This is a genomic window from Ornithinibacter aureus, from assembly GCF_009858245.1.
GTDB lineage: Bacteria > Actinomycetota > Actinomycetes > Actinomycetales > Dermatophilaceae > Fodinibacter > Fodinibacter aureus.
This window is the reverse complement of record NZ_VMSB01000001.1, coordinates 1,153,928-1,180,111: the sequence shown is the minus strand read 5'-3', so window position 1 is coordinate 1,180,111 and position 26,184 is coordinate 1,153,928. Positions and strand designations below refer to the sequence as shown.

Genomic DNA, 26,184 nt, shown 5'->3' with positions numbered 1-26,184 from the left:
GCAGGCCTACGCTGGGTGTCCATGGACGACGATCAGCCCACGCGCCGCGTCACGGTGTTCGTGCGCGGGGACGTCCAGGGCGTCGGGTTCCGCTGGTGGGTGCGGGCCCGGGCCCTGGAACTGGGCCTGACCGGGCACGCCCGCAACACCGCGGACGGGCGGGTCGAGGTGGTCGCCGAGGGTCCGGTCCCCGCTCTCGGTGCCCTGCTCACCCTGCTCTCCGAGCCGGTGTCCACCGCCGGGCGGCCGGGTCATGTCAGCACCGTGTCGGCCCCGCTGCGCGGTGACCCGCGCGGTGAGGTCGGGTTCCGCGAGCGGTGACGGGCGCTGCCAACCGGGCTCGACGGCATCCGGGGGGTGGACGGGGGAGCGCCGCGGAGGCCGCGGCTTCCTACGATGACGGCGTGAGCGACACCCACCCCGACCTCGCACGCCTGCGCTCGAGCATCGACAACATCGACGCGGCGCTCGTGCACCTGCTCGCCGAGCGCTTCAAGGCCACCCAGCAGGTCGGCGAGCTCAAGGCCGCCATCGGGATGCCCCCGGCAGACCCGGCCCGCGAGGAGCGTCAGATCGCCCGCCTGCGCGGCCTGGCCGACGAGGCCGGGTTGGACCCGCAATTCGCCGAGAAGTTCATCACCTTCGTCATCGCCGAGGTGATCCGCCACCACGAGGCCCTCGCAGCAGACCCCGACGCGGCCCAGAACTCCGTGGACCGGGCCTGACGCGGCGGTAGAGTCGGGCGGCAACCGGCTCCTGCCGAGCCTGCGCCACCAGACGGAAGCTGCGACGACACCGTGTACCTGAAGACGCTGACCCTCAAGGGGTTCAAGTCCTTCGCCTCGGCGACGACGATGCGCCTGGAGCCGGGCATCACCTGCGTCGTGGGGCCCAACGGGTCGGGCAAGTCCAACGTCGTCGACGCCCTGGCCTGGGTCATGGGTGAGCAGGGTGCGAAGAGCCTTCGCGGCGGCAAGATGGAGGACGTCATCTTCGCCGGCACCGCCGGACGCCCGCCGCTCGGCCGGGCCGAGGTCAGCCTCACCATCGACAACACCGACGGCGCCCTGCCGATCGACTACACCGAGGTGACGATCACCCGCACGATGTTCCGTGGCGGCGGCAGCGAGTACGCCATCAACGGCACGAACTGTCGGCTGCTCGACGTGCAGGAACTGCTCTCCGACTCGGGCCTGGGCCGTGAGATGCACGTCATCGTCGGGCAGGGCCAGCTCGACACCGTGCTGCGGGCCACGCCCGAGGAGCGTCGTGGGTTCATCGAGGAGGCGGCCGGCGTGCTCAAGCACCGCCGCCGCAAGGAGCGTGCGCTGCGCAAGCTCGAGACGATGGAGGCCAACCTCACCCGGGTGCAGGACCTCACCGGTGAGATCCGCCGCCAGCTCGGCCCCCTCGGTCGCCAGGCCGAGGCCGCCCGTCGCGCCGCCGTCATCCAGGCCGACGCCCGCGACGCCCGCCTGCGGCTGCTCGCCGACGACCTCGTGCAGCTCACCAGCCTGCTGGAGCAGGAGGTCGCCGACGAGACGGCGCTGATCGAGCGACGCACCGCCGTCGAGAACGCCCTCGAGGACGTGCGCACCCGCCTGTCCGACGTCGAGCGCCGGTCCGCCGAGGCCGCCCCCGAGCTCACCCGCGCCCAGGAGCGCTTCGTGCGCCTGCAGAGCCTGCGCGACCGGCTCGACTCCACCGGGTCGGTGGCTGCCGAGCGGGTGCGCCTGCTCTCGCAGGACCAGGAGCACGAGGCGACGTCCGGGCGAGACCCCGAGGAGTTGCGCGCGCAGGCCGAGCAGGCCCGCGCCGCCGAGGCCGCACTGCTCGCCGAGGTCGCCGCGGCCACGAGCGAGCTGGCCGCTGCCGTCACGGCCCGCCAGGAGCTCGAGGCGGCCTACGCCGCCGAGCAGGACCGCCTCTCGCGGCTGGCCAGGGCCGCCGCCGACCGTCGTGAAGGGCTGGCGAAGCTCGCCGGGCAGGTGGCGGCCCGGCGCAGCCGGATCGAGGCCGGTGAGGCCGAGATCGGCCGACTCGAGGCGACGGTGGCGGCAGCTCGCGCCCGTGCTGCCGAAGCCGAGCAGGAGTTCGCCCAGCTCGAGGGCGGGGTCGCCGTCGAGGAGGAGGGCGAGGAAGGGCTGGACGAGGCCTACGAGAGCGCCGCGGCGCGACTCGCCGAGATCGAGGAGCAGATCGAGGCACTCGTGGCGCGCGAACGCGACGCCGAGCGTGACCGCTCCTCCGCGACCGCCCGCATCGAGGCCCTCGAGCTCAGCCTGCGGCGCAAGGACGGAGCGGCCACCCTGCTCGCCGCCGCCGACGCCGAGCACGCCGTCATCGGCACCGTCGCGGCGTTGCTCCAGGTCAGCGGGGGCCACGAGGCTGCCGTCGCCGCCGCGCTCGGCTGGGCCTCCGAGGCGCTCGCCGTGCCCAGTGGCGAGCACGCGGTCCGCGCGCTGGAGTCGTTGCGCGAGACCAGCGGCGGGCGCGCCGCCCTGCTCGTCGGCACCACGGCATCCCCCTCGGATGCCGGGCAGTGGCCGGCGCTGGACGGTTCGGCGGTGTGGGCGCGCGACGTCGTGACCTCCCCCGCTGAGGTGCGGCCCGCGGTCGAGCAGCTGCTCGAACGGGTTGCCCTCGTGCCGACCGCGGCCCATGCCCTGGCGCTGGTGGCCCGCGGCGAGGGGATCACGGCCGTCACGGCTGACGGTGACGTCTTCGGCCCCGGGTGGGCCCGGGGTGGCAGCAGCGCGGGGGAGAGCCTGCTCGAGCTCCAGGCGGCCGTCGACGAGAGCCGGGAACGGCTGGATGCCGCGACCGCCCAGTCGGAGCAGGCGCGCTTCGCGCTCGTCGCGGCCCGGGAGGCCGCGAGTGCCGTCGCGACCGAGGTCGACGCGGCGCTGGAGGCCCTGCACGAGTCGGATGCCCGCATGGCCGCCGTCGCCGAGCGGCTCGGGAGCCTGGGCGCGGCGGTGCGCACGGCATCCGCCGAGGCCGAGCGCACCGAGCGGGCGATCGCCGTGGCGCGCGAGAACCTCGACCGCGACCGGGGAGAGCTCGAGGGCCTCTCGGCGCGCCTCGCCGAGGCGCAGCAGGCCCCGGAGCTGGAGTCGCAGGAACCGTCGACCGACGAGCGCGACCGGCTCGAGCTGGACGCCAGCCGCGCCCGCACCGCGGAGACCGAGCTGCGGCTGACCCTGCGCACCCGCGAGGAGCGGGCCCGTGCCCTCAAAGGTCGCGCCGACTCCCTCGAAGGGGCCGCCCGCAACGAGCTCGCCGCGCGTGAACGTCTGCGCGAACGGCGTGAGCGCCGCCGCCGCGAGGCCACCGTCGCCGAGAACGTGCGGGCAGCCGCCGTCTTCGCCGTCGCTCGCATCGGTGAGGCCCTGGCGCGTGCGACCACGCTGCGCGACACCGCGGAGGCCGAACGCGCCGAACGCGACCGGGCTGCGGTGGCGCTGCGCACCGAGCTCGGCACCGTGCAGGACGAGCTGCGCGACCTCACCGACACCGCCCACCGGGACGAGGTCGCCCGCGCCCGTCAGGTGGCCCGCATCGAGCAGCTGCAGGCCCGCGCCGTCGAGGAGCTCGGCATCGACCCCGAGGTGCTCGTCGAGGAGTTCGGCCCGCACCAGCTCGTCCCGCACGTCGTCGCGCCCGGAGAGGACCCGGATGCCGCCCCCGAGCCCGCGCCGTACGTGCGCGAGGTGCAGGAGAAGCGGCTGCGCAAGGCCGAGCGCGGGCTCGCCGCCCTGGGGCGGGTCAACCCGCTCGCCCTCGAGGAGTTCGCGGCGCTGGAGGAACGACACACCTTCCTTACCACCCAGCTCGAGGACCTCAAGCGCTCCAAGCGCGACCTGCTCGACATCGTCAAGGAGATCGACGAGCGGGTCGAGGAGGTCTTCACCGAGGCCTTCGCCGACACCAAGGTGCAGTTCGAGCGGGTCTTCGAGCGGCTCTTCCCCGGCGGGGAGGGGCGCCTCGTCCTCACCGACCCCGACAACATGCTGACCACGGGCATCGAGGTCGAGGCCCGCCCTCCGGGCAAGAAGGTCAAGCGGCTCTCGCTGCTCTCCGGTGGCGAGCGCTCACTGGTCGCCGTGGCCCTGCTCGTCGCGATCTTCAAGGCGCGGCCGAGCCCGTTCTACATCATGGACGAGGTCGAGGCGGCGCTGGACGACACCAACCTGGGGCGGCTCATCACGCTGTTCGAGGAGCTGCGCGACTCCAGCCAGCTCATCGTCATCACCCACCAGAAGCGGACGATGGAGGTCGCCGACGCCCTCTACGGGGTGTCGATGCGTGGCGACGGTGTGACGACGGTCGTCTCCCAGCGGATCAGGGACGTCGCCGCCACGGCCTGACGCCGAGTGGCTGCGCGACGGCGCCGGCTGTGCGCGACAGCGTCGCCGTCAGTTCCCGTGGGGCAGGGAGCCGAACGCGCTGAGCGGCCAGAACCGTCCGACGACGGGGCCGATCACGCGTTCCATCGGGACGAACTTGGCACACTCCTGCCCCTGGGTGACCCCACGGCATCCGACGACGGAGTCTGCCGACTGCGATCGGTGGTCACCGAGCACCAGGAGGTTCTCGCTCGGGACGGTGATCTCGGGGAAGCAGCGCACCGAGCGCGGTGAGGTCGTGCAGTCCTGGATGCCGGGTACGAAAGGGAGGTCCTCGAAGACGTAGGGCTCGGTGAGCGGTTTGCCGTCCACCGTCACGGCACCGACGTCGGTGCAGCACGCCACCCTCTGTCCGGGCGTGCCGATGACCCGCTTGACCGTGTACGACGTGCTGCTCGGACCGATGCCGGTGAGGTCGCCGAAGGCGCGGATCCCCTTCAGGAGCAGGTTGTCGGCCGGGGGGAGTTCCTTGGCCTGCCAGGTCTCGCCGTGGCCGAAGACGATGACGTCGCCGGCACGCACGTCGTCGTCGAGGCGGTTGACCACGATCCGGTCGCCGATCTGGAGGGTGTTCTCCATCGACTGCGAGGGAACCCCGAAGGGCTTGATGAGGAATGTCTGCACCAAGGCGACCGCGATGAGCGCGATGATCACCTCGGTGAACATCGGCAGGCTGCGCTGACGCTGCTTCTGGGCGGGCGCGCCCGCGGACTCGGAGGTCTCGCGGATGCCGGGGGTCTCGGGATCGCCGGACGGATTCGAGGGTTCGGCGCTCACGCGGTTACCCTAGTCCGACGTCGTGTGCTCGGGGGAGTCGGGGGACTCGGCCGTCGTGTCGTTTGGTGACGATTTGGCCACGGATGCCGGTGTGGTTTGTGTGGCCAGTGGGGCGTCTGGGACAGTTGTGACCATGGTCTCCGTCGTGCTCGGCATGCTGTTCTGCCTCGGTCTCGCCCTCGTCGTCATGGCACTGGTCGCCGTTCCCGCCCGTCGCGCCGGTCGCGACGTGCTCAGCGAGCGCGGTGAAGAGGTCATCGGGTCGCTGCGCGACCGCCAGCTCCTCAGCCGCTGACCGGCGCGACCGCCTGACGGTGTCGGCGTCGTGTGATTCGATGGGCGCCTTCGCCGACCCAGAGGAGCCAGCGCCGTGAGATCCGGAATCGACCCGAGCGCAGTCGACACGAACGTGCGCCCGCAGGACGACCTGTTCGCCCACGTCAACGGTCCGTGGATCCGGGCGACGCCCATTCCCGCCGACCGTGGCCGCTACGGCACGTTCGACGTGCTGCGCGAGACCGCTGAGCAGCACGTGCGCGAGATCATCGAGGAGGTCGCCGCGGGTGACCCACAGGGCGGCACCGTGGCGGCCAAGGTGGGAGACCTCTACGCCAGCTTCATGGACGAGGATGCCGTGGAGGCGCTCGGTGCGCAGCCGCTCGCCCAGGACCTGGAGCGGGCCGCGACCGTCTCGTCGCCGGACGAGGTGATGGCGACGTCGGGCGCCTTCGGGCGCGCCGGCATCCTCGGTCTCGTCCTGCCCTTCGTCAACACCGACGACCGTGACCCGAGCCGCTACGTCGTGTACCTCGAGCAGGCCGGGCTGGGCCTGCCGGACGAGTCGTACTACCGCGAGGAGCAGCACGCCGACAAGCGCACCGCCTACGTCGGGCACGTCGAGCGCATGCTGGCGCTCGCCGGCTGGCCCGAGCCCGCCGAGGCAGCTGCTCGGGTCATGGCGCTGGAGACCCGGCTGGCCGCCGGCCACTGGGACAAGGTGACCAACCGCGACCCGGTGAAGACCTACACCCTGCTCGACCTCGCCGGGTTGACGCAGCTGGGGCCGCAGATCGCCTGGCCCGCCTACCTCGAGGGCCTCGGTGCCCCGGCGGATGCCTTCGACGCGGTGGTCGTGCGCCAGCCCGACCACATCACGTCGGTGTCGGCAGCCCTCGCGCAGGAGCCGGTGCAGGCGTGGCGAGACTGGCTCGCCTGGCACGTGGTCCACGCCCACGCGCCCTACCTGGCCTCGGCCTTCGTCGAGGAGAACTTCGACTTCTACGGGCGCACGCTGTCCGGCGTGCCAGAGATGCGCGAGCGCTGGAAGCGCGGCGTCGGCCTGGTGGAGGAGGCCCTCGGCGAGGCCGTCGGCCAGCTCTACGTCGAGCGCCACTTCCCGCCGCACGCCAAGGAGGCCATGGTCGGGCTCGTCGACAACCTCGTCGAGGCCTTCCGGCGCAGCCTGTCGCAGGTGCCGTGGATGGGGGAGGACACCCGTCGCGAGGCCCTGGCCAAGCTCGGCCAGTTCACTCCGAAGATCGGCTACCCGCAGCGCTGGCGCGACTACGGGGCCCTCGAGGTGCGCGCTGACGACCTGCTCGGCAACGTCCGACGCGCGGTGGCGTTCGAGGTCGACCGGCAGTACGCCAAGCTCGGCGGCCCGGTCGATCGCGACGAGTGGTTCATGACCCCGCAGACGGTCAACGCGTACTACAACCCGGGCCTGAACGAGATCGTCTTCCCGGCCGCGATCCTCCAGCCGCCGTTCTTCGACGTCGATGCCGACGACGCCGTCAACTACGGCGGCATCGGGGCGGTGATCGGCCACGAAGTCGGCCACGGCTTCGACGACCAGGGCTCGCAGTTCGACGGCACCGGCACCCTGCGCAACTGGTGGACCGAGCAGGACCGCAGCGCCTTCCAGGCCCTCGCCGACGCCCTCATCGCCCAGTTCGACGAGCTCGAGACGCGCGACGCCCCGAGGCAGAAGGTCAACGGCGCCCTGACCGTCGGCGAGAACATCGGCGACCTCGGTGGGCTGACCATCGGGCACCTCGCCTACCGCATCTCCCTCGGCGACGAGCCGGCTCCGGAGATCGACGGGTGGACCGGCGACCAGCGCTTCTTCCTCGGGTGGGCACAGGTCTGGCGCGGTGCGGCCAGGGCTGCCGAGGCCGAGCGGCTGCTCGCCCTCGACCCGCACGCGCCGATGGACCTGCGGGCCAACGCCGTGCGCAACCTCGACGAGTTCCACGAGGCGTTCGGCGTCGGCCCGGGCGACGGGCTGTGGGTCGACCCTGCGCAGCGCGTGCGGATCTTCTGACGAGCGGGTGGCCCGGAGGTGACGGCATTCCGGTGACGGGATTCCGGTGACGGCATCCACCAAGCGGGGGTGACGGCACCCGCGCTGACGCGGACGTGTGGATGTCGCGCAGCAGTTCGGCGGGGACGCGGTAGTTCGGAGCGTGACCGGTAATTTCTGCGTGCGATCTGAAGTGGTGCGTCGGATCCGAAGTGGTGCGTTCTCGGCAGTTCCGCCGCCCAGAATTCGCCACGCGTGATGACAACAGGCCGCGCAACTCCGCCACGCGTGGTGACAGCAGGCCGCGCGGCAGGCGCAGCCCCGCCACAGAGTCCTGTGCGGGGGGCCATGGAGGGTCGTTGCGCCGCGCAAGCAATCCCTTGTCTGACGCAAAGACCCTCAGCGGTACCCCTACCGGGGACGCACCGTGGGCGTGTCGGATGCCGAGGGCCAGGAGCGCGGGTCAGCGCCCTTGGCCTCCCGCTCGTCGGTCCGGCCGGTCGCCAAGGCCCCCGCCGCGGGCCGGGTTCGGCGCTGCCGGTTTGGGGGGTGGTCGCCCGGCTGCGAGGATGAACGGGTGAGCGCCATCGACACCATGTGGGAGTACCTCGCCGTCGCCATCGGCATCATCGTCGTCTTCGGCGGTATCGCCGTTGGCCTGATGCGTGGCCGTGGAGGGCGGTCCAAGGAGCTTCCCCCGACTCCTCCGAGCAGCGCCCCCGGCGGGCCCGCCGTCGAGGTCGATGCGGCGCCGGAGGGCGCGGTCGGGACCATCGAGCGCCCGGCCCCCGACGTCCTCGAACCGGCCCTCGAGCCGGAGGTCATCACCCCCGAGCCGGTCCCGACCCCCACCCTTGATCGTCCCGATGCACCGGCCGGGCGCCTGCGCCGGCTGCGGGCCCGCCTCGCCCGGTCCAACAGCGCCCTCGGCAAGGGCCTGCTGGCCCTGCTGTCCGGTGGCAAGCTCGACGAGGCCGCGTGGGAAGAGGTCGAGGACACCCTTCTCGCCGCTGACCTGGGCGTGGCCGCGACGACCGAGCTCGTCGACTCGCTGCGCACCAAGGTCGCCGTCGAGGGCACGACCGACGAGGCCACCGTTCGTGCCTGGTTGCGCGAGGAGCTGCTGACCCTGGTCGACCCGACCATGGATCGGTCGATCGTGTCGTCGCGGGTCGACGGCCGACCGGCGTGCGTGCTCGTCGTCGGGGTCAACGGCACCGGCAAGACCACGACGGTGGGCAAGCTCGCCCGGGTCCTCGTCGCGCAGGACAAGGACGTCGTCCTCGGTGCGGCCGACACCTTCCGTGCCGCCGCCGCCGACCAGCTCCAGACCTGGGGCGAGCGCGTCGGGGTGCCGACGATCCGCTCCGACCGCGAGGGGGCCGACCCCGCCGCGGTGGCCTTCGACGCCGTCAAGGCAGCCGCCGAGATGGAGGCCGACGTCGTGCTCATCGACACCGCCGGGCGCCTGCAGAACAAGGTCGGCCTGATGGACGAGCTCGGCAAGGTCAAGCGGGTCATCGAGAAGCAGAGCCCCGTCGACGAGGTCCTGCTCGTCCTCGACGCCACCACCGGCCAGAACGGGATGCGCCAGGCCGAGGTCTTCTCGCAGGTGGTCGGCATCACCGGCATCGTGCTCACCAAGCTCGACGGGACCGCCAAGGGTGGCATCGTCGTCGCAGTCCAGCGCGGTCTGGGAGTGCCGGTCAAGCTCGTCGGGCTCGGCGAGGGCCCCGACGACCTGGCGCCGTTCGAGCCCGAGGCGTTCGTCGACGCCCTCCTGGACTAGGCCGCCGGGGGCAGCGAGCAGGCGGGGGTGCCACCGGGCAGGCGGTGCCGGTTCGCCGCGACCCACCGGTAGGCACGGGCTGCGAGGGCATTGACCCCCGGGGCCACGAGCACCACCCCGAGCGGGCGCACCCACCAGCGCGACGCGCGCAACGCGCGCGCGATGGCGACGTGACCGGCATCCGGGATGCCGTTCGCATCGACCCAGCGCACCGCCTCGTCGCACTCCTGCGGCGTCAGGCCCAGGGCGTCGAGATCGAGGTGCTGCCACGGCTGCACGGCGTAGTCGTCCGGGGAGCGCCGCAGGCGGCGCGTGATCACGCCGGCCGAGGTCGTGCAGAACGCGCAGTCTCCGTCGAACACGAGGACCGGCAGGGGCGCGGCGGCCGATGAGCGTGGAGCCATGGCCGTATCGTCCCACGGGCAGCTGGTCTCAGGATGCGAGACCTCTGGTCGTGTGAAACCGGATGCTTACACCCGCCGTCCTGATGCAACATCCCCGAAACATCCGGGGGCGTGAGGGGTAACGGACCGGGGTGATCGTTGACGGCATGAGCACACCACTGATGCCCCTGGCGGAGGCAGCGGAGACGGTCGACTACGCGGCAACGGCGTTCTTGATCCTCTGCGCCTCCCTCGTCCTCCTCATGACCATCCCCGGTCTCGCCCTGTTCTACGGCGGCATGACCCGAACCAAGTCCGTCCTCAACATGATGATGATGTCGTTCGGCGCGATGGGCGTCGTCGGCATCATCTACGTCCTGTACGGCTACTCGATGAGCTTCGGCAGCGAGAACATCGGCGGGATCATCGCGAACCCGTTCGAGAAGTTCGGCCTCGCCGGCACCGACACGATCATCAACCCCTTCGGCTACGAGGGCTACGGCAACATCCCCGAACTCGCGTTCGTCGGCTTCCAGCTGACCTTCGCCGTCATCACCGTCGCCCTCATCAGCGGCGCCGTCGCCGACCGGGTGAAGTTCTCCACCTGGATGGTCTTCTCCGCCCTCTGGGTCACCTTCGCGTACTTCCCGATCGCCCACATGGTGTGGGGCGGGGGCCTTCTCAGCGGTGCTGAGGGCGGCTTGGCCGCGGCGGTGTTCGGTGTGACCGACGGCGTCGCCAACGTCGTGCCGATCGACTTCGCCGGTGGCACGGTCGTCCACATCAACGCCGGTGTCGCCGGCCTGGTCCTGGCGCTCGTCGTCGGCCAGCGCATCGGCTTCGGCAAGGTGGCCATGCGCCCCCACAACGTGCCGCTCACCATGATCGGCGCCGGCCTGCTGTGGTTCGGCTGGTTCGGATTCAACGCGGGCTCTGAGCTCGCCGCCGACGAGACCGCCGCCCTCGTGTGGGTCAACACCACCGCCGCCACGTGTGCCGCGATGCTCGGCTGGCTCGTCGTGGAGAAGCTGCGTGACGGTCACGCCACCTCGGTCGGTGCGGCCTCGGGTGTCGTCGCCGGTCTCGTCGCGATCACCCCGGCCTGTGGCGCCCTGAGCCCCCTCGGCTCGATCATCCTCGGTGTCGTCGCCGGTGGCCTGGCCGCCCTCGCCGTCGGCCTGAAGTTCAAGCTCGGCTACGACGACTCGCTCGACGTCGTCGGCGTCCACCTCGTCGCCGGCCTCTGGGGCACCGTCGGTGCCGGCCTGCTCGCGACCTCCACCGGTCTGTTCTACGGTGGCGGTATCGACCAGCTCGTCGTGCAGGTGCTCGTCGCCCTCGCCACCCTCGTCATCTCGGGTGTCGTCACGCTGATCATCGCCCTGGCACTCAAGGCGACGTTGGGCTGGCGCGTCCCGGAGGATGTCGAGATCGCAGGCATCGACGGCTCCGAGCACGCTGAGTCGGCCTACGACATCAACTCTCGCGGTGGTCGGATGAGCGGTGGCCCCAGCGCCGCCCCCACTGGCGCCCCGGCCAAGAACCTCGAAGGAGCCCAGGCATGAAGCTCGTCACTGCCATCATCAAGCCCCACCAGCTCGACGAGGTGAAGGAGGCCCTCGAGGCCTTCGGCATCCAGGGCATGACCATCAGCGAGGCCCACGGCTACGGGCGCCAGCGCGGCCACAGCGAGGTCTACCGCGGTGCCGAGTACACCGTCGACTTCGTGCCGAAGAGCCGGATCGAGGTGCTCGTCGACGACATGGACTCCTCCTCCGTGGTCGACGTCATCCTCAAGGCCGCGCAGACCGGCCGCATCGGTGACGGCAAGATCTGGGTCGTCCCGGTCGAGGACGTCGCCCGGGTCCGCACCGGAGAGCGCGGCGTCGAGGCGATCTGAGCATGACGACCCCCTCGAGCGAGCTCAGCTCCAGGCGGCTCGACCTGGCCGGCACCCGCGACTTCGCCGTCGCGGGTGCCGGCCCGGCTCGTCGGGCCGCCCTCGCAGCCTTCAACCGCCAGTGGCTCGCCGATATCTGGGCGAACGCCACGGGCGGGAGCCGGATCGAGGGACTCGCCCTGGCCGCCGTCGGCAGCATCGGCCGCGGTGACGCAGGCCCCCTCAGCGACTACGACCTCGTCCTGCTGCACTCCGAGCGCTCACTGCCCGCCAAGGAACTGACGGCGCTCGCCGACCGCATCTGGTACCCGATCTGGGATGCCGGGGTGCGTCTTGACCACAGCGTCCGCACGGTGACGCAGTGCCGCCAGGTCGCGGCATCCGATCTCACCGCCGCTGTGGGGCTGCTCGACCTCGCCCCGTTGGCGGGGGACGAGCAGCTCGTCCTCGCGGCCCGCTCGACGGTGGCCCACGACTGGCGCGGCAACGCCCGCAAGCGGCTGCCCCTGCTGGTCGAGGCGGTGGCCGCGCGACACCAGCGACAGGGCGACCTCGCCCAGTCCATCGAGCCCGAGCTCAAGGAGGCCCACGGCGGACTGCGGGACATGACCGTGTTGTCCGCGCTGGCCGAGGCCTGGCTCGCCGACCGACCCCACGGCGGGGTCGATGCCGCCCAAGCCACCCTGCTCGACGTTCGCGATGCCGTGCACGTCGTCACCGGCCGGGGCCGTGACCGCCTCGGTCGCGAGGACCACGACGCCGTCGCCGCGCTCCTGGGTCACCAGGACTCCGACGACCTGTTGACGGCCGTCTCGCACGCCGGACGGGTGATCGCCTACGCCCTCGACGGCACCCTGCGCCGGGCCGGCCAGTCACAGCGCGCCAGGACCCTGCGCGTCGGGCCGCGCCGTCCGCAGATGACGCCACTCGGCCACGGGCTGTTCTCCAGCGACGGCGAGGTCGTCCTCGGATCCGCCCGGCTGGCCGAGGCCGACGCGGGGATGCCGCTGCGGGCCGGCGTGGTCGCGGCCCGCGCCGGGCTGCCGATCGCTCCGGCGACGCTGGACAACCTCGCCTCCACCTCACCCCTGCCCGACGCGCCGTGGCCGCCGTGGATGCGCGACCTCCTGGGCGACCTGCTCGCTGCTGGCCCCGGCCTCGTCGGGGTCTGGGAAGGGCTGGACCAGGTCGGCATCGTCGACCGGTGGATCCCGGAGTGGGCGTCGGTGCGCTCGCGGCCGCAGCGCAGCGCCGTGCACCGGCACACCGTGGACCGGCACCTCATCGAGACCGTGGTGCGAGCGGCGGGGCTCGTGCGACGGGTCTCGCGCCCGGACCTGTTGCTCGTCGCCGCGTTGCTGCACGACATCGGCAAGGTCCGCGGCGCCCACGACCACTCGGTCACCGGCGCCGAGCTGACCCGGCCGATCGTCACCCGGTGGGGGTTCTCGCCCAAGGACGTCGACACCCTCGTGCTGCTCGTGCGGGAGCACCTGACCCTCATCGAGCTCGCCACCCGGCGTGACCACCAGGACCCGGCCACCGTCGATGCGGCCATCGCCGCGGTCGGCGGCGATGGCGACGTCTTCGAGATCCTGCTGGCGCTGAGCGAGGCGGACGCGTCCGCGGCCGGGCCGGCGGCGTGGACCGACTGGCGGGCCACCCTGCTCGAGCAGCTGGCCGCTGCCGTGCGGGACCGGCTCGCCGGGCCGGCCCGGGTCGGGGTGCCCGTCGGAGTTGGCGACCCCGCGGTCGTCCCGTCGGGGGTGCTTGATGCCGGTGGGCTGGCCTCGGTGCGGGCGGGGGAACCCCACGTGCGCGTCATCGCCACCGGCGGGTCACACCGTCTCGACATCACCGATCTCGACCGGGTCGGACTGTTCGCCGACACCGCGGGCCTGCTCGCGGCCGAGAGCCACACCGTGCGCACGGCCATCCTGCGCACCGTCGACGGGATCGCCGTCAACGAGTGGCACGTCGAGTCCCCGAGCGGGGCGGTGCCGGATGCCGCGCGCATCGAGCGCGGGCTGGCTCGCCTCGCGCAGGGGGACCGTGGCCCCCTCACCACCTTGGACCGGCGTCGCGCCCACCACCCGCGGCCCTCGGGGCGGTCGTCGATCGGCACGCCGGGACAGGCGCGCGCGCTCATCGTCCCCGGCGCGAGCAGCGATGCCACCGTGCTGGAGGTGCGTGCCCAGGACCGGCCCGGCCTGCTCCACGAGATCGGCGCCGCCTTCGCGTCGGCCGGCATCTCGGTGCGCTCGGCCCACATCGCGACCTATGCCGGCCAGACCCTAGACACGTTCTACCTGACGGGGGCCGACGGGCTGCCGCTGCCGCCTGCCCGGGTCGCGCAGGCCGTCAGCCTCATCATCGACACGTGTGACGGCATCTGAACCCTCCAGCCCTCTCGGCGAATGTGGGTGAAGATCGTCGTCCAGCCGAGAATTTTCACCCACGTTCGCAGGAGGGGTGGGGGCGGTCGGTGTGGTGGCGGTCGGGGCCCGCTGGCATGAGCCGTTAGCCTTGACCGGTGTTCACCAGCCTCTCCGATCGCCTGACCGAGACCTTCAAGAACCTCCGCAGCAAGGGTCGCCTCACGGAGTCGGACGTCAACAAGACGATCCGCGACATCCGTCTCGCCCTGCTCGACGCCGACGTGGCGCTGCCGGTGGTCAAGGAGTTCACCCACTCCGTGCGTGAGCGCGCGCTGGGAGCCGAGGTCAGCGAGGCGCTGAACCCCGCGCAGCAGGTCGTGAAGATCGTCAACGAGGAGCTCGTCGGCATCCTCGGGGGGCAGACGCGCACGATCGCGTTCGCCAAGCAGCCGCCAACCGTCATCATGCTCGCCGGCCTCCAGGGCGCCGGCAAGACGACCCTGGCCGGCAAGCTCTCGAAGTGGCTCAAGGACCAGGGTCACACCCCCCTGCTCGTGGCCGCCGACCTCCAGCGCCCGAACGCCGTCACCCAGCTCGAGGTCGTCGGTGAGCGCGCCGGTGTGCCGGTCTTCGCCCCTGAGCGCGGCAACGTCTTCGGCCACGACGTCGTCTCCGAGACGGGTGAGGGCACCCGCAGCCACGGCGACCCGGTGGCAGTCTCGCGCGCCGGTGTCGAGCACGCGCGCCGGGCCCAGCACGACGTCGTCATCGTCGACACCGCCGGACGTCTGGCCATCGACGCGAACCTCATGCAGCAGGCCGCTGACATCCGCGCGGCGATCCAGCCCGACGAGGTCCTGTTCGTCATCGACGCGATGATCGGTCAGGCCGCCGTCGAGACCGCCCGGGCCTTCCAGGACGGGGTCGACCTCACCGGTGTCGTGCTGACCAAGCTCGACGGCGATGCCCGCGGTGGTGCCGCCCTGTCGGTCGCCTCGGTCACCGGCCGCCCGATCATGTTCGCGAGCACCGGCGAGGGCGTGAAGGACTTCGAGGTCTTCCACCCCGACCGGATGGCCTCCCGCATCCTCGACATGGGTGACATCCTCACCCTCATCGAGCAGGCCGAGAAGGCGTTCGACCGCACCCAGGCCGCGGAGATGGAGCGCAAGTTCCTCGCTGCCGAGGACTTCACCTTCGACGACTTCCTCCAGCAGATGGCGGCCATCAAGAAGATGGGCTCGCTGAAGTCGATCCTCGGCATGATGCCGGGCATGGGCCAGATGAAGGCACAGATCGACGCGTTCGACGAGCGCGAGTTCGACCGGGTCGAGGCCATGGTGCGCTCGATGACCCCGTTCGAGCGCAACCACCCCAAGCAGATCAACGGCTCGCGCCGGGCCCGCATCGCCAAGGGGTCGGGCACCAGCGTCTCCGAGGTCAACCAGCTGCTCGAGCGCTTCACCGACGCCCAGAAGATGATGAAGCAGCTCGCCCGCGGCGGCGGCATCCCGGGCATGCCGGGGATGCCGGGCGGCGGCTCCGGCCCGGGCAAGCGCGGCCGTCAGCAGGTGCCACAGCGCAAGAAGTCCAAGTCAGGAAACCCGGCCAAGCGCGCAGCCGAGCAGCGAGCGGCAGCCGAGCGCCCGGCATCCGGCGGCGGTGCCTTCGGTGCACCCGGCGCTGGCGACCCGGCGGCCTTCGACCCGGCAAGCCTGCCCAAGGGCTTCGAGAAGTTCCTGGGGCAGTGACCGGGAGCGAGTCGCTCTCGACGCTCGCGGTCGGCAGCGCCGGCCCGCGGGTGGCCTTTCTCCACGGACTGTTCGGGCAGGGCCGGAACTGGACCCAGATTGCCAAGGCGATCGCCGGCCCTGACGGTTGCGCCGCCCAGTGTTTGCTCGTGGACCTTCCCGACCACGGACGCTCGCCGTGGACGCAGCAGTTCTCCTACGAGACGTATGCCGGGCGCGTTGCCGGCACGCTGTCGGCCGCCGCGCCGGGGGAGCCGTGGGTGCTCGTCGGCCACTCGCTCGGCGGCAAGGTCGCCATGGTCACGGCCCTGACCAACCCCGAGCTCGTGCGCAGCCTCGTCGTCGTCGACATCGCACCCAAGGACTACGGCGACCTCGACCGCTTCGTGCACTACATCGAGGCGATGCGCTCGCTGCCGCTCGGCGAACTCACCGGGCGCGCCGACGCGGAGGAGCGCTTCGCGCAGGTCGAGCCGGATGCCGGGGTGCGCGGGTTCCTGCTGCAGAACCTTCGGCGTCGCGGTGAGACCTGGGGCTGGCAGGCCAACCTCGACCTCATCGCGGCGGACGCGGCGCTCGGTCAGGGCTCGCAGATCGCCGACTTCCCCGAGACCGGCGCCCCGCCGTACGAGGGTCCGGTGGTGTGGCTCGTCGGCGGCGACTCCGGCTACGTGCGTGACGAGGACACCGAGCAGATGCGGGCGCTGTTCCCGCGTGCGCGGCCGGTGGTCGTCAAGGGGGCGGGGCACTGGGTGCACTCCGAGGCACCTGAGGTCGTCATCGAAACGTTGCGCCGCGTGCTGAGGGCGCTACCCCAGCACTAGGGTCTGGGCATGGCTTCGGTCCTGCACCTCACCGGCCCTGTCCTGCTCGGCCCCGACGACGTCCGAGATCAGGCCTGGGTCCTCGGCGGCCGCATCACCTACGAGCAGCCGACCGGGGACCACGACGTCACCACCGTGCCCGGCTGGGTGCTGCCGGGCCTGGTCGACGCCCACAGCCACATCGGGCTCGACCGTCACGGGGCCACCGACGCGGCGACGGCGGAGCAGCAGGCACTGACCGACCGCGCCGCGGGTGCCCTGCTGCTGCGCGACGCCGGCTCACCCGCCGACACCCGGTGGGTGCAGGACCGCGAGGACCTGCCGCGGCTCGTGCGGGCCGGGCGGCACATCGCCCGAACCCGCCGCTACATCCGGGGCTACGCGTGGGAGGTCGAGCCCGAGCAGCTCGTCGACCAGGTGCGCATCGAGGCGCGCTCGGGCGACGGGTGGGTCAAGCTCGTCGGCGACTGGATCGACCGGGAGAGCGGGGACCTCGCGCCGTGCTGGCCGGCTGACGTGCTGGCGCAGGCGGTCGCGGCGGCCCACGAGGAGGGGGCCCGGGTCACGGCGCACTGCTTCGGGGAACAGTCACTGCGTGACCTGGCCGCGGCGGGTGCCGACTGCGTCGAGCACGCCTGCGGGCTCGAGCCCGACACCATCGACACGTTCGCCCGTCAGGGCATCGTCATCGTGCCCACGCTGGTCAACATCGACACCTTCCCGCAGATCGCCGAGCCGGCTCGCGAGAAGTTCCCCGACTACCACCGGCACATGATCGACCTGCACGCGCGCCGGTTCGAGACGATCGCGTCGGCGCGCGAGGCCGGTATCCCGGTCTACGTCGGCACGGATGGCGGGGGCTCGCTTCCGCACGGGCTCGTCGCCGACGAGGTCGCGCACCTCGGGCGAGCCGGCTTCACGCCGCAGCAGGCGTTGGATGCCGCGTGCTGGGGTGCGCGGTCGTGGCTGGGATGGCCGGGGCTGGGGGAGGGGGACGAGGCCGACCTCGTCGTCTACGCGGCTGACCCGCGGGCTGACCTCGGAGTGCTCGCTGCCCCGTCGCTGGTGGTGCTGCGCGGGATCGCCCACACCCCCTGACCCCACGCCCCTGAGACCTCCGAGCTGTGGGTCGAGAGTAGACGAATCGCCGCGAGCGGCAAGGGCCACGCGGCGATTCGTCTACTCTCGACGGGTTGTGGTGAGGGCGTGCTCAGGCGGGTTCGGCCGCGCCCTTGCGTGCGTCGTCCGTGGCGAGCTCTGCCTCGAGGTCGGCGAGCTCACGTTCGAGAGCGAGTTCGCCCCGGTAGGCCCGCACCGACCAGGCGACCGCGCCCGCCCAGACGGCGGCCAGCACGAGGTAGACGAGGGTGCGGGTGGAGTCCGAGGCGTCGATCCAGTCGCTGCGCAGCAGGGTGCGTGAGTTGGTGAGGACGATGACGCCGCCGACCGCTGAGCCGAGCACCCGGGGCGGGATGTGCCGCACCAGCCACGCGGCGATCGGGGCGGCGATGAGCCCACCGACGAGCAGCGCGACCACCCACGCGGTGTCGATGCCGGCCGAGCCCAGGGCCAGCAGGAACCCGGCGCTCGCGGCCACCGAGACGAGGAACTCGCTGGTGTCGATCGAGCCGATGACCTTGCGGGGCTCCAGGCGGCCGCTCGCGAGGATCGCCGGGGTCCCGACAGGGCCCCACCCGCCGCCGCCCGTGGCGTCGACGAATCCGGCCACCAGACCGAGCGGGGCGAGGAAGCGGCGGCGCAGTGGTTGGCCGAGGCGGTCACGACGGATGCCCTTGACGGTGAACCGAGCCAGCACGTAGACACCGAGCGCCAGCAGGATCAGCGACATCACCGGGGCGGCGACCGAGGTGTCCAGGTTGGACAGGAAGGTCGCGCCGGCGAACGCCCCGATGGCTCCCGGGATGCCGATCCGGGTGACGACCTTCCAGTCGACGTTGCCGAACTTCCAGTGCGACGCCCCCGAGGCCAGCGTCGTGCCGATCTCGGCGAGGTGCACGGTAGCCGAGGCTGCCGCGGGGTTGGTGCCGATGGCGAGCAGGAGCGTCGTCGACGTCACGCCGTACGCCATGCCGAGCGACCCGTCGACGAGCTGGGCGCCGAGGCCGACGAGGGCGAGGAGGACGAGCTTTCGCATGGGACAGGCTCCAAAGAGGTAATCCGACCGGACACGTAGGAGTTTCATTCAACGGCCCGTTATGGGTCAACAAAGAGAAAGTTATGTCTTGCATGGTGGATGCCGTTGCGCGGTCACCGGGTGGGGGAGGATGCCGTCGTGGACATCTCCGCTCGCGCCGAGTACGCCGTTCGCGCCATGCTCGCGCTCGCGCAGGCCAGCGCGGCCGGGGCGGGCCCGGTCAGTGTCGACACGCTCGCCCGTCAGCAGGACCTCCCGCGCAAGTTCCTCGAGGCGATCGTGGCCGACCTGCGCGGGGCCGACCTCGTGGTGAGCACCCGCGGAGCCCGCGGCGGGTACACGCTCGCGCGTCCGGCATCCGCAATCTCCCTCGGCGACGTGTTCCGTGCCGTTGACGGTCCGCTGGCGGAGGTGCGCGGCCTGCGCCCCCACGAGACGAGCTACGAGGGGGTGGCCCAGCACCTGCCGACGGTCTGGGTGGCGGTGCGGGCCAGCCTGCGCGAGGTGCTCGACGGCACCACGCTCGACCAGGCCCTCACGGGTGCCCTGCCGCCTGAGGTGACCTCCAGGGCTGCCGACCCCCTGGCGTGGCAGAACCGGTGACCGCGGCCCACGTGTGACGAGCCCAGTCCGCACGCCCTGCCCAGCGCCCACCCGGGCGTGGTCCGGACCGGGCGCGGCATCTGGCAGAATGGACGGCTGTACCCGTCCGGTCGCTGCCGTCTGAGCATCGCCGGACCGGACGCCTACACCGAGCCCCCGGCTCCCCGCGCGATCCGTGCGCGGTCTTGCCGCGCTCATCACGTACCAGGAGTGACCACCACCGTGGCCGTCAAGATTCGTCTCAAGCGCATGGGCAAGATCCGTGCACCGTTCTACCGTGTCGTCGTCATGGACTCGCGCACCAAGCGCGACGGCCGGGCGATCGAGGAGATCGGCAAGTACCACCCCACCGAGGAGCCCTCGCTCATCGACATCGACAGCGAGCGCGCGCAGTACTGGCTCAGCAACGGCGCCCAGCCGACCGAGGCCGTCGCCGCGCTGCTGAAGATCACCGGCGACTGGCAGAAGCACAAGGGCCTGCCGGGCACTGAGGGCACCCTGAAGGTCAAGGAGCCCAAGACCTCCAAGCGCGACCTGTACGAAGCAGCCCTGGCTGCCGCCGGCAAGGCCACCGCCGAGGACACCTCCGGTGCGACCACCGCCAAGAAGCGCGCTGCCAAGAAGGTCGAGGAGGCCCAGGCCGCCGAGGCCGAGGCCACCGAGGCTCCGGCTGTCGAGGCCGAGGCCACCGACGAGGCGAAGGCCTGACCGTGCTCGAAGAGGCGCTCGAGCACCTCGTCACGGGCATCGTCGACCACAAGGACGACGTGCAGGTGCGCCAGAAGGAGCTGCGCCGCGGCGAGATCCTCGAGGTGCGCGTGCACCCCGACGACCTCGGTCGCGTCATCGGCCGCTCCGGCCGCACCGCCAGCGCGCTGCGCACCGTCATGGGTGCGCTCGCCGGCGGGCGCCAGGTGCGCATCGACATCGTCGACACCGACCGGGGCCGCTGACCAGCGTCGACCTCCGTTCGTGAGTGCGGACGTGGTGGCCATGGCCTCCACGTCCGCACTCACGGCGTTTACCGCCCAGGACCCCACGACAGGATGGCCCCCGTGACCGAGCGCACCGTCGTCGCCCGCATCGGCAAACCCCACGGCCTGCACGGTGAGGTGACCGTCCAGCTGCACACCGACGAGCCCGAGCGCAGGCTCGCCGACGGTGAGGCCCTCGACACCGAGGCCACGAGCGGCTCCGGTGTGCCGCGCGTGCTCACCGTGCGGTCCACCCGGGTGCACAACGGCATCTGGCTCGTGGCGTTCGAGGAGATCCCCGACCGCACCGGCGCCGAGTCGCTGCGCGGAACCCGCCTCGTCATCGACGGCGAGGCAGCCCTGCCCGCGCAGGACGACGAGGACGTGTTCACCGAGGAGCAGCTGCGCGGCCTCACCGTCGTCGACCCCGAGGGCACGGTGCTCGGGCAGGTCGGCGGGCTCGAGCTCGGCGCCGCCCAGGACCGACTCCTCGTGCTGCTCCCTGACGGCCGCGAGGCCCAGGTGCCGTTCGTCACGGCCATCGTCCCGACGGTTGACCTTCAGGCCGGGCGCATCGTCGTCGACGCCCCGCCCGGGCTGCTCGACCTCGGGGTCTGAGCCCATGCGCCTCGACGTCGTCACGATCTTCCCCGACTACCTCGCGCCGCTGGATCTCTCGCTCATCGGCAAGGCGCGACGCGACGGCATCCTCGACGTCCACGTCCACGACCTGCGCACGTTCACCGACGATCGGCACCGCACCGTCGACGACAGCCCGCTCGGTGGGGGTGCGGGCATGGTCATGAAGCCCGAGCCGTGGGCGCGCGCGCTCGAGCACGTCGTGGATGCCGGGGCGAGCCAGGGTGCGCCGGTGCCGCACCTCATCGTCCCCGGCCCGGGTGGGGTGCCGCTCACCCAGGCGCTGGCCCACGAGCTCGCGCAGGAGCCGTGGCTGGCGTTCGCGTGCGGTCGCTACGAGGGCATCGACGAGCGCGTCTACGAGCACGCCGGCGAGCGGATGCCGGTCACGATCGTCTCGCTCGGCGACTACGTCCTCAACGGGGGAGAGGTCGCGGTGCTGGCCATCGTCGAAGCGGTCGGTCGGCTGCTGCCGGGGGTCGTCGGCAACGCCGAGTCCCTCGTCGAGGAATCACACGAGGACGGTCTGCTCGAGTACCCCGTCTACACCAGGCCGGCCGTGTGGGCCGACGGTGACGTGGTGCGCGAGGTGCCGCCGGTGCTGCTGTCCGGAAACCACGGCGCCATCGCGGCCTGGCGCCACGAGCAGCGCCTGGAGCGAACCGCCGCCCGCCGCCCCGACCTCCTGCCGACCTCGGCGACGACCGGGGCCCTGGCCGACCTCGACGTCCGGGTCGCCACCGCCGCCGACGCAGCAGAGCTGCGGGTGCTCCAGCTCGCGTGCTGGGTGCCCGAGGGTCGCGCGTCGGGAAGCTGGACCATCCCGCCGCTCGACGAGACGCTCGAGGAGGTGACCGCGGGCATCGGTGCGTGGGCGACGTATGCCGTGCGCACGGCATCCGAGTCCGGTGTGCCGGGGCGGTTGGTCGCCTCGGTGCGTGGCCGGGTACGCCCCGGTGACCCGAGCGTCTGGGAGACCGGGCGCCTCATGGTCGTGCCGGACCTGCAGGGGCGGGGTCTGGGCCGCGAGCTGTTGGCGCTCGCGGAGGCGGCCGCGCCGGCGTCGGTGACGACGTTCTGGATCAACACCGGGGTCGTGAGCACGGCCAACCAACGCCGCTACCGGCGCGCCGGCTACCGCCAGCTGCCCGGTGAGGGGTCGTTCCCGGGCACGGTCGACCTTCTCAAGCGTCGTCGCACCTCGTAGCGGCTAGGGCTGCAGTGAGCCTCGCAGGTCGGCGGGAAGCAGCCGGGCGCTGCCGATGAGGCGCTCGGCGACGACGGCCGTGGTCGTCTGCGCGGCCATGATGCCGAGCAGCACCAGCACCTGGGCCGCCGCGGCCTGCGCCGGTGAGCCGCCGCCGAGCAGCACGCCGATGAACGCACCCGGCAGGGTGACGACGCCTGCGGTGCGCACCTGGTCCAGGCCCGGGATGAGCGCCTCGGGCACCCGCCGGTGGATGACCTCGTGGACCGCCTGGGCTCGGGTGAGGCCGAGGGAGAGCCCGGCCTCGTACTGTCCCTTCTCCTCGCGAAGGGCGGCGAACGCCCGGCGGCACGTCAGGGTGTGCCCGTTCATGGTGTTCCCGGCGAGGATGCCGACGACCGGCACCAGGGCTGCACCCGTCGGCGGGACCGTGCGGGTCAGCAGGATGATCGCGATGACCGGCAGGAGCCCGGCGAGCATCGCCACGGTCGCCCACGGCCAGGCCGACGGCGCCTCGACCCGGCGAACGGTCGTCACGACCGCCACCGTGAACATCGCGATGAGCAGCAGGATCGACAGGGCCAGCGAGCGGATGACCGCGGCGATGACGAGCGCGGCGAGCGAGAGCTGCACGACGGCACGCACGGCCGCCACGACCGTCGACCCCGACGAGGGCAGGCGACCGACGCGGTACATCGTCACGGTGAGCGCCAGGAGCAGCAGCACGGCAAGGGCCACGGGCAGGCCGGGGTCGATCGTCACCCGACCACCGTATGCCGTGGGGCGGGCGCGGTCGTGCGCCACGGCATCCGCCGATTTCCCCGCGCACGCTCACCTCTGGCAGACTGGGCGGCTGCACCGCCGACACCATCGGCCCCCGCCACAGGGGGAGTGCCCGGACCTCGGTCCGACCAGCACGCGGCCGGGCGGTTGCACCCATCACATCACGCAGTACCGATCATGCACGGATGGCCTGTGGCAGCCCGTGGGAAAGCGACACCACGTCATGCAGCGTTTCGACGAGCTCGACTCCGTCTCCCTCAAGAGCGACATCCCGGCCTTCCGCGCCGGTGACACCGTCAACGTCCACGTCAAGGTCGTCGAGGGCACGCGCTCGCGCATCCAGGTGTTCAAGGGCGTCGTCATCCGTCGCCACGGTGGCGGCATCGGTGAGACCTTCACCGTGCGCAAGGTGTCCTTCGGCGTCGGTGTCGAGCGCACCTTCCCGCTGCACACCCCGATCATCGACCACATCGAGGTCGTGACCCGCGGTGACGTCCGCCGCGCCAAGCTGTACTACCTGCGCGACCTGCGCGGCAAGGCCGCCAAGATCAAGGAGAAGCGCGACACCCCCGTCGCCCGCTGACCAGATCTGGTCCTCCTTCGCGCCGTACCCAGCACCGCCGACTAGGCTCCGCGGGTGAGCGCACGACCCCAGGCTCGACCTGACGCCGACCCGGCAGTGGCCCCCGTGGCCGCGGCCGGGTCTCGTCGTCAGCGGCCACCCTTCGTGGTGCTGCTCGTCGCTGCCGTGCTGCTCACCGCGCTGGTGCAGGGCCTGCTCGTGCAGAGCTACTTCGTCCCCTCGGCCAGCCTGTCGCCGAGCCTGGAACCAGGAGATCGCGTCCTCGTGTGGAAGGTCAGCCCGGCACCGGCTGCCGGTGACGTCGTCGTCGTCGACACCACGGCGACCGCGGTGAACGACCGCGCCACCCCTGTCGACGACGGCCTCGCCGGCCGGGTGCTGACACCGCTGGCGAAACTGCTCGGCGTCGACACCGGGCGGCAGGACCACCTCGCCGTGGTGGGTGCTGCCGACGGCGACGAGGTGTCACTGGTGGCCCCGGTCACGGGTGCAGTTCCGGCGTCGGTGAGCCGAGACGACGTCGTCGGCACGGCCGTGCTGCGGGTGTGGCCGCTCAGCCGGTTCGGCACGATCGACACGGGTGCCGTGGGTGGGGTCGGTGCCGTGGCGGGGGTCGGTTCGTGAGCGCCCCCGACGTCAACGTGCCCGAGGACGCGGCGGATGCCGGTCGCGCACCCTCGCGCCGCCGGTCCGGGCCGCTCGCGGCGGTGGGCAGCGCGGTGCGCGAGGTCGTCGTCGTCATCGCCATGGCGTTGCTCCTCTCCTTCGTCGTCAAGACGTGGCTGCTCCAGGCGTTCTTCATCCCCTCCGGCTCGATGGAGGACACCCTGCTCGTCGGGGACCGGGTCATCGTCTCCAAGCTGACCCCCACCCCCTTCGCGATCTCGCGTGGCGACGTCGTCGTCTTCCAGGACCCCGGGGGCTGGTTGACCCTTCCCCCGCCGGTCGAGCGCTCGGGCGTCTCCGGTGCCGTGCACGACGCCCTCGTGTTCGTCGGGCTGCTGCCCGCGGAGTCCGAGGACCACCTCATCAAGCGGGTCATCGGCCTGCCGGGTGACCGGGTCTCGTGCTGCAGCGACGGTGGACTGCTCAGCGTCAACGGTGTGCCGATCAGCGAGCCGTACATCAAGCCCGGTGACGTCCCCAGCAGCCTCACCTTCGACATCACCGTTCCTCAGGGGCAGGTGTGGGTCATGGGTGACCACCGCTCCGACTCCGAGGACTCGCGCTTCCACGACCCGTCGGGCACGGGCGCCGACGGCGCCGTCCCCGTCGATGCCGTCACGGGGCGCGCGGTCGCCGTGGTGTGGCCGTTCAGTCGGGCAGGGTGGTTGTCGAACCACTCGTCGACGTTTGCGCCCGTGGGGGAGCCGGCCGATGCGCCGGCCAGTGAGCCGGCCGGCGCCCCGGCGGCCACGCCATGAAACGCACCCTGTCGCGGCGGCCCAGCCTGCGGGTCGAACGGGCCCTGCAACGCGAGGGGCACCGCGTGCTCGCCGGGATGGACGAGGTCGGTCGGGGTGCGCTGGCCGGGCCGGTCACGGTGGGCGTGGTCATCATCGACGAGACGTGCGGGACGGCACCCCAAGGGGTCAAGGACTCCAAGCTGCTCGTTCCCCACGCCCGCACGGCCATGGTTCCGCGTATCGAGCGCTGGGCGGTGGCCCACGGCGTCGGGCACGCAAGTGCCGCCGAGATCGACGACATCGGCATCATCGCCGCACTGCGGGTGGCGGGCGTGCGCGCCCTGGCCGAGGCCGGCATCCGGCCCGACCTGGTCATCCTCGACGGCAACCACGACTGGCTGACCGCCCCGCAGGACGTGGGGTTGTTCGCGTTCGCCGACGACGGGCCCGCGGCGACCCCTCCGGTGAGCACGATGATCAAGGCCGACCTGAAGTGCTCGTCGGTCGCCGCGGCCTCGGTGCTGGCCAAGGTTCGTCGCGACGCCATCATGGCCGGGCTGGGTGAGGAGCACCCCGCCTACGGTTGGGGCGAGAACAAGGGGTATGCCGCGCCCGAGCACCTCGATGCGCTGCGACGGCTCGGACCGTGTGAACTGCACCGGCGTTCGTGGCGGCTGCCCGGAGTGATGGACGATGATGGCGGGGTGGCGGCGGATGCCGCCGTGCCGGCTGACGCACCTGACCAACCTGATGCCCCTGATGTGAACGACCTGAACGCAATGAACGCTGTGGACGACCTGACGCGAGTGGGAGAGCGATGAGCTCGGAGGACCTCGAGAAGTACGAGAGCGCTGCGGAACTGGCGCTCTACCGCGAGTACCGCGACGTCGTCGGGCTGTTCAGCCACGTCGTCGAGACCGAGCGGCGCTTCTACCTGTGCAACAGCGTCGACGTGAAGGTGCGCAGCGACGGCGGCGAGGTCTTCTTCGACGTCACCATGCACGACGCGTGGGTCTGGGACATCTACCGACCGGCCCGCTTCGCCAAGACGGTGCGGGTCGTGACGTTCAAGGACGTCAACGTCGAGGAGCTCGCCAAGAGCGAGCTGGAACTGCCCAAGGGCAACTTCTAGCACGCACCACCGCGCCGTTGCCCGCGCGGTTGTGGGGGTGATCGTCCACAGGGCGGATCGCGGGACCGCGTTGTCCACAGGCTCTCGGATGCCGCTCGCATCACCGACCGCTGGCGGGTTGGCTCGCGCTCATGACGAGTCACGAACGAGCACCCGAGCAGCCAGACACCTCCGGCCCTGGTGATCGGC

The 26,184-nt window shown here is 71.9% G+C and carries 26 protein-coding genes; 22 read left to right on the top strand and 4 right to left on the bottom strand.

Annotated elements, in window-relative coordinates:
* The first annotated feature begins 21 nt into the window (after positions 1-21).
* From C8E84_RS05600 to smc, 3 genes are all read left to right on the top strand, one after another.
* Positions 22-321: an acylphosphatase gene (locus tag C8E84_RS05600; protein WP_159900206.1), complete on the top strand. Its 300-nt coding sequence runs from the start codon at positions 22-24 to the stop codon at positions 319-321.
* An 83-nt stretch (positions 322-404) separates the two neighbouring features.
* The gene (locus C8E84_RS05595) at positions 405-725 is read left to right on the top strand and encodes a chorismate mutase (protein WP_159900204.1); all 321 of its coding nucleotides are present in this window, start codon (positions 405-407) and stop codon (positions 723-725) included.
* Between the two features lie 72 nt (positions 726-797).
* Complete coding sequence (smc, locus tag C8E84_RS05590) at positions 798-4,370, top strand: chromosome segregation protein SMC (protein WP_159900202.1); 3,573 nt, start codon at positions 798-800, stop codon at positions 4,368-4,370.
* A gap of 48 nt (positions 4,371-4,418) precedes the next feature.
* Here smc and lepB (C8E84_RS05585) read toward each other — a convergent pair whose 3' ends face one another.
* Positions 4,419-5,186: a signal peptidase I gene (lepB, locus tag C8E84_RS05585; RefSeq protein ID WP_246196804.1), complete on the bottom strand. Its 768-nt coding sequence runs from the start codon at positions 5,184-5,186 to the stop codon at positions 4,419-4,421.
* A gap of 133 nt (positions 5,187-5,319) precedes the next feature.
* Between lepB (C8E84_RS05585) and C8E84_RS17635 the strand changes: the two genes are divergently transcribed.
* The 3 genes from C8E84_RS17635 to ftsY all read left to right on the top strand — a co-directional run bounded on the left by C8E84_RS17635 (position 5,320) and on the right by ftsY (position 9,277).
* Positions 5,320-5,481 carry a hypothetical protein gene (locus C8E84_RS17635; protein ID WP_170296266.1) on the top strand — a complete coding sequence of 54 codons (162 nt, stop codon included), beginning with the start codon at positions 5,320-5,322 and terminating at the stop codon, positions 5,479-5,481.
* Positions 5,482-5,556: 75 nt separating this feature from the next.
* Positions 5,557-7,509 carry a M13 family metallopeptidase gene (locus C8E84_RS05580; RefSeq protein WP_159900200.1) on the top strand — a complete coding sequence of 651 codons (1,953 nt, stop codon included), beginning with the start codon at positions 5,557-5,559 and terminating at the stop codon, positions 7,507-7,509.
* Between the two features lie 556 nt (positions 7,510-8,065).
* Complete coding sequence (gene ftsY / locus C8E84_RS05575; RefSeq protein ID WP_159900198.1) at positions 8,066-9,277, top strand: signal recognition particle-docking protein FtsY; 1,212 nt, start codon at positions 8,066-8,068, stop codon at positions 9,275-9,277.
* Here ftsY and C8E84_RS05570 read toward each other — a convergent pair.
* The gene (locus tag C8E84_RS05570; RefSeq protein ID WP_159900196.1) at positions 9,274-9,681 is read right to left on the bottom strand and encodes a thiol-disulfide oxidoreductase DCC family protein; all 408 of its coding nucleotides are present in this window, start codon (positions 9,679-9,681) and stop codon (positions 9,274-9,276) included. The genes ftsY and C8E84_RS05570 overlap by 4 nt on opposite strands.
* 146 nt (positions 9,682-9,827) lie before the next feature.
* Between C8E84_RS05570 and C8E84_RS05565 the strand changes: the two genes are divergently transcribed.
* The 6 genes from C8E84_RS05565 to C8E84_RS05540 all read left to right on the top strand — a co-directional run bounded on the left by C8E84_RS05565 (position 9,828) and on the right by C8E84_RS05540 (position 17,611).
* The gene (locus C8E84_RS05565) at positions 9,828-11,225 is read left to right on the top strand and encodes an ammonium transporter (protein WP_159900194.1); all 1,398 of its coding nucleotides are present in this window, start codon (positions 9,828-9,830) and stop codon (positions 11,223-11,225) included.
* Positions 11,222-11,560: a P-II family nitrogen regulator gene (locus C8E84_RS05560; RefSeq protein ID WP_159900192.1), complete on the top strand. Its 339-nt coding sequence runs from the start codon at positions 11,222-11,224 to the stop codon at positions 11,558-11,560. Before C8E84_RS05565 ends, C8E84_RS05560 begins: the two co-directional genes overlap by 4 nt.
* A gap of 2 nt (positions 11,561-11,562) precedes the next feature.
* Entirely contained in the window at positions 11,563-13,956 is a 2,394-nt protein-coding gene (locus C8E84_RS05555; RefSeq protein WP_159900190.1) for a [protein-PII] uridylyltransferase, read from the top strand.
* Positions 13,957-14,093: 137 nt separating this feature from the next.
* Complete coding sequence (ffh, locus tag C8E84_RS05550; protein ID WP_159900188.1) at positions 14,094-15,689, top strand: signal recognition particle protein; 1,596 nt, start codon at positions 14,094-14,096, stop codon at positions 15,687-15,689.
* Positions 15,686-16,513, top strand: coding sequence for an alpha/beta fold hydrolase (locus tag C8E84_RS05545; RefSeq protein WP_159900186.1), 828 nt, complete (start codon positions 15,686-15,688; stop codon positions 16,511-16,513). The genes ffh and C8E84_RS05545 overlap by 4 nt, the downstream gene beginning before the upstream one ends.
* A 9-nt stretch (positions 16,514-16,522) precedes the next feature.
* The gene (locus C8E84_RS05540) at positions 16,523-17,611 is read left to right on the top strand and encodes an amidohydrolase family protein (protein WP_159900184.1); all 1,089 of its coding nucleotides are present in this window, start codon (positions 16,523-16,525) and stop codon (positions 17,609-17,611) included.
* Between the two features lie 112 nt (positions 17,612-17,723).
* Here C8E84_RS05540 and C8E84_RS05535 read toward each other — a convergent pair whose 3' ends face one another.
* On the bottom strand, positions 17,724-18,668 hold the full coding sequence (locus C8E84_RS05535) for a sulfite exporter TauE/SafE family protein (protein ID WP_159900182.1): 945 nt from the start codon (positions 18,666-18,668) through the stop codon (positions 17,724-17,726).
* Between the two features lie 138 nt (positions 18,669-18,806).
* Here C8E84_RS05535 and C8E84_RS05530 point away from each other — a divergent pair, with 138 nt between their 5' ends.
* From C8E84_RS05530 to trmD, 5 genes are all read left to right on the top strand, one after another.
* Positions 18,807-19,271, top strand: a complete 465-nt coding sequence (locus tag C8E84_RS05530) for an RrF2 family transcriptional regulator (protein WP_159900180.1) — start codon at positions 18,807-18,809, stop codon at positions 19,269-19,271.
* Between the two features lie 222 nt (positions 19,272-19,493).
* On the top strand, positions 19,494-19,979 hold the full coding sequence (gene rpsP / locus C8E84_RS05525; protein WP_159904532.1) for a 30S ribosomal protein S16: 486 nt from the start codon (positions 19,494-19,496) through the stop codon (positions 19,977-19,979).
* Positions 19,980-19,981: 2 nt separating this feature from the next.
* Positions 19,982-20,224 carry an RNA-binding protein gene (locus C8E84_RS05520; protein WP_159900178.1) on the top strand — a complete coding sequence of 81 codons (243 nt, stop codon included), beginning with the start codon at positions 19,982-19,984 and terminating at the stop codon, positions 20,222-20,224.
* A 102-nt stretch (positions 20,225-20,326) separates the two neighbouring features.
* On the top strand, positions 20,327-20,863 hold the full coding sequence (rimM, locus tag C8E84_RS05515; RefSeq protein ID WP_246196803.1) for a ribosome maturation factor RimM: 537 nt from the start codon (positions 20,327-20,329) through the stop codon (positions 20,861-20,863).
* 4 nt (positions 20,864-20,867) lie between these two features.
* Complete coding sequence (gene trmD, locus C8E84_RS05510) at positions 20,868-22,091, top strand: tRNA (guanosine(37)-N1)-methyltransferase TrmD (RefSeq protein WP_159900174.1); 1,224 nt, start codon at positions 20,868-20,870, stop codon at positions 22,089-22,091.
* Positions 22,092-22,094: 3 nt separating this feature from the next.
* On the opposite strand, the gene C8E84_RS05505 is transcribed toward trmD, so the two are convergent.
* Positions 22,095-22,853, bottom strand: coding sequence for an ABC transporter permease (locus C8E84_RS05505; protein ID WP_159900172.1), 759 nt, complete (start codon positions 22,851-22,853; stop codon positions 22,095-22,097).
* A 244-nt stretch (positions 22,854-23,097) separates the two neighbouring features.
* Between C8E84_RS05505 and rplS the strand changes: the two genes are divergently transcribed.
* From rplS to C8E84_RS05480, 5 genes are read left to right on the top strand one after another with little or no spacing between them, the layout of a single operon-like run.
* Complete coding sequence (rplS, locus tag C8E84_RS05500) at positions 23,098-23,457, top strand: 50S ribosomal protein L19 (protein WP_159904530.1); 360 nt, start codon at positions 23,098-23,100, stop codon at positions 23,455-23,457.
* 54 nt (positions 23,458-23,511) lie between these two features.
* Positions 23,512-24,081 (top strand): S26 family signal peptidase, encoded by a 570-nt coding sequence (locus C8E84_RS05495; protein WP_159900170.1) that lies wholly within the window; start codon positions 23,512-23,514, stop codon positions 24,079-24,081.
* Positions 24,078-24,881, top strand: coding sequence for a signal peptidase I (gene lepB, locus C8E84_RS05490; RefSeq protein ID WP_425495947.1), 804 nt, complete (start codon positions 24,078-24,080; stop codon positions 24,879-24,881). Before C8E84_RS05495 ends, lepB (C8E84_RS05490) begins: the two co-directional genes overlap by 4 nt.
* Entirely contained in the window at positions 24,878-25,684 is an 807-nt protein-coding gene (locus C8E84_RS05485) for a ribonuclease HII (RefSeq protein WP_159900168.1), read from the top strand. Before lepB (C8E84_RS05490) ends, C8E84_RS05485 begins: the two co-directional genes overlap by 4 nt.
* Positions 25,681-25,995 (top strand): DUF2469 domain-containing protein, encoded by a 315-nt coding sequence (locus C8E84_RS05480; protein WP_159900166.1) that lies wholly within the window; start codon positions 25,681-25,683, stop codon positions 25,993-25,995. Before C8E84_RS05485 ends, C8E84_RS05480 begins: the two co-directional genes overlap by 4 nt.
* The last annotated feature ends 189 nt before the right edge of the window (positions 25,996-26,184 follow it).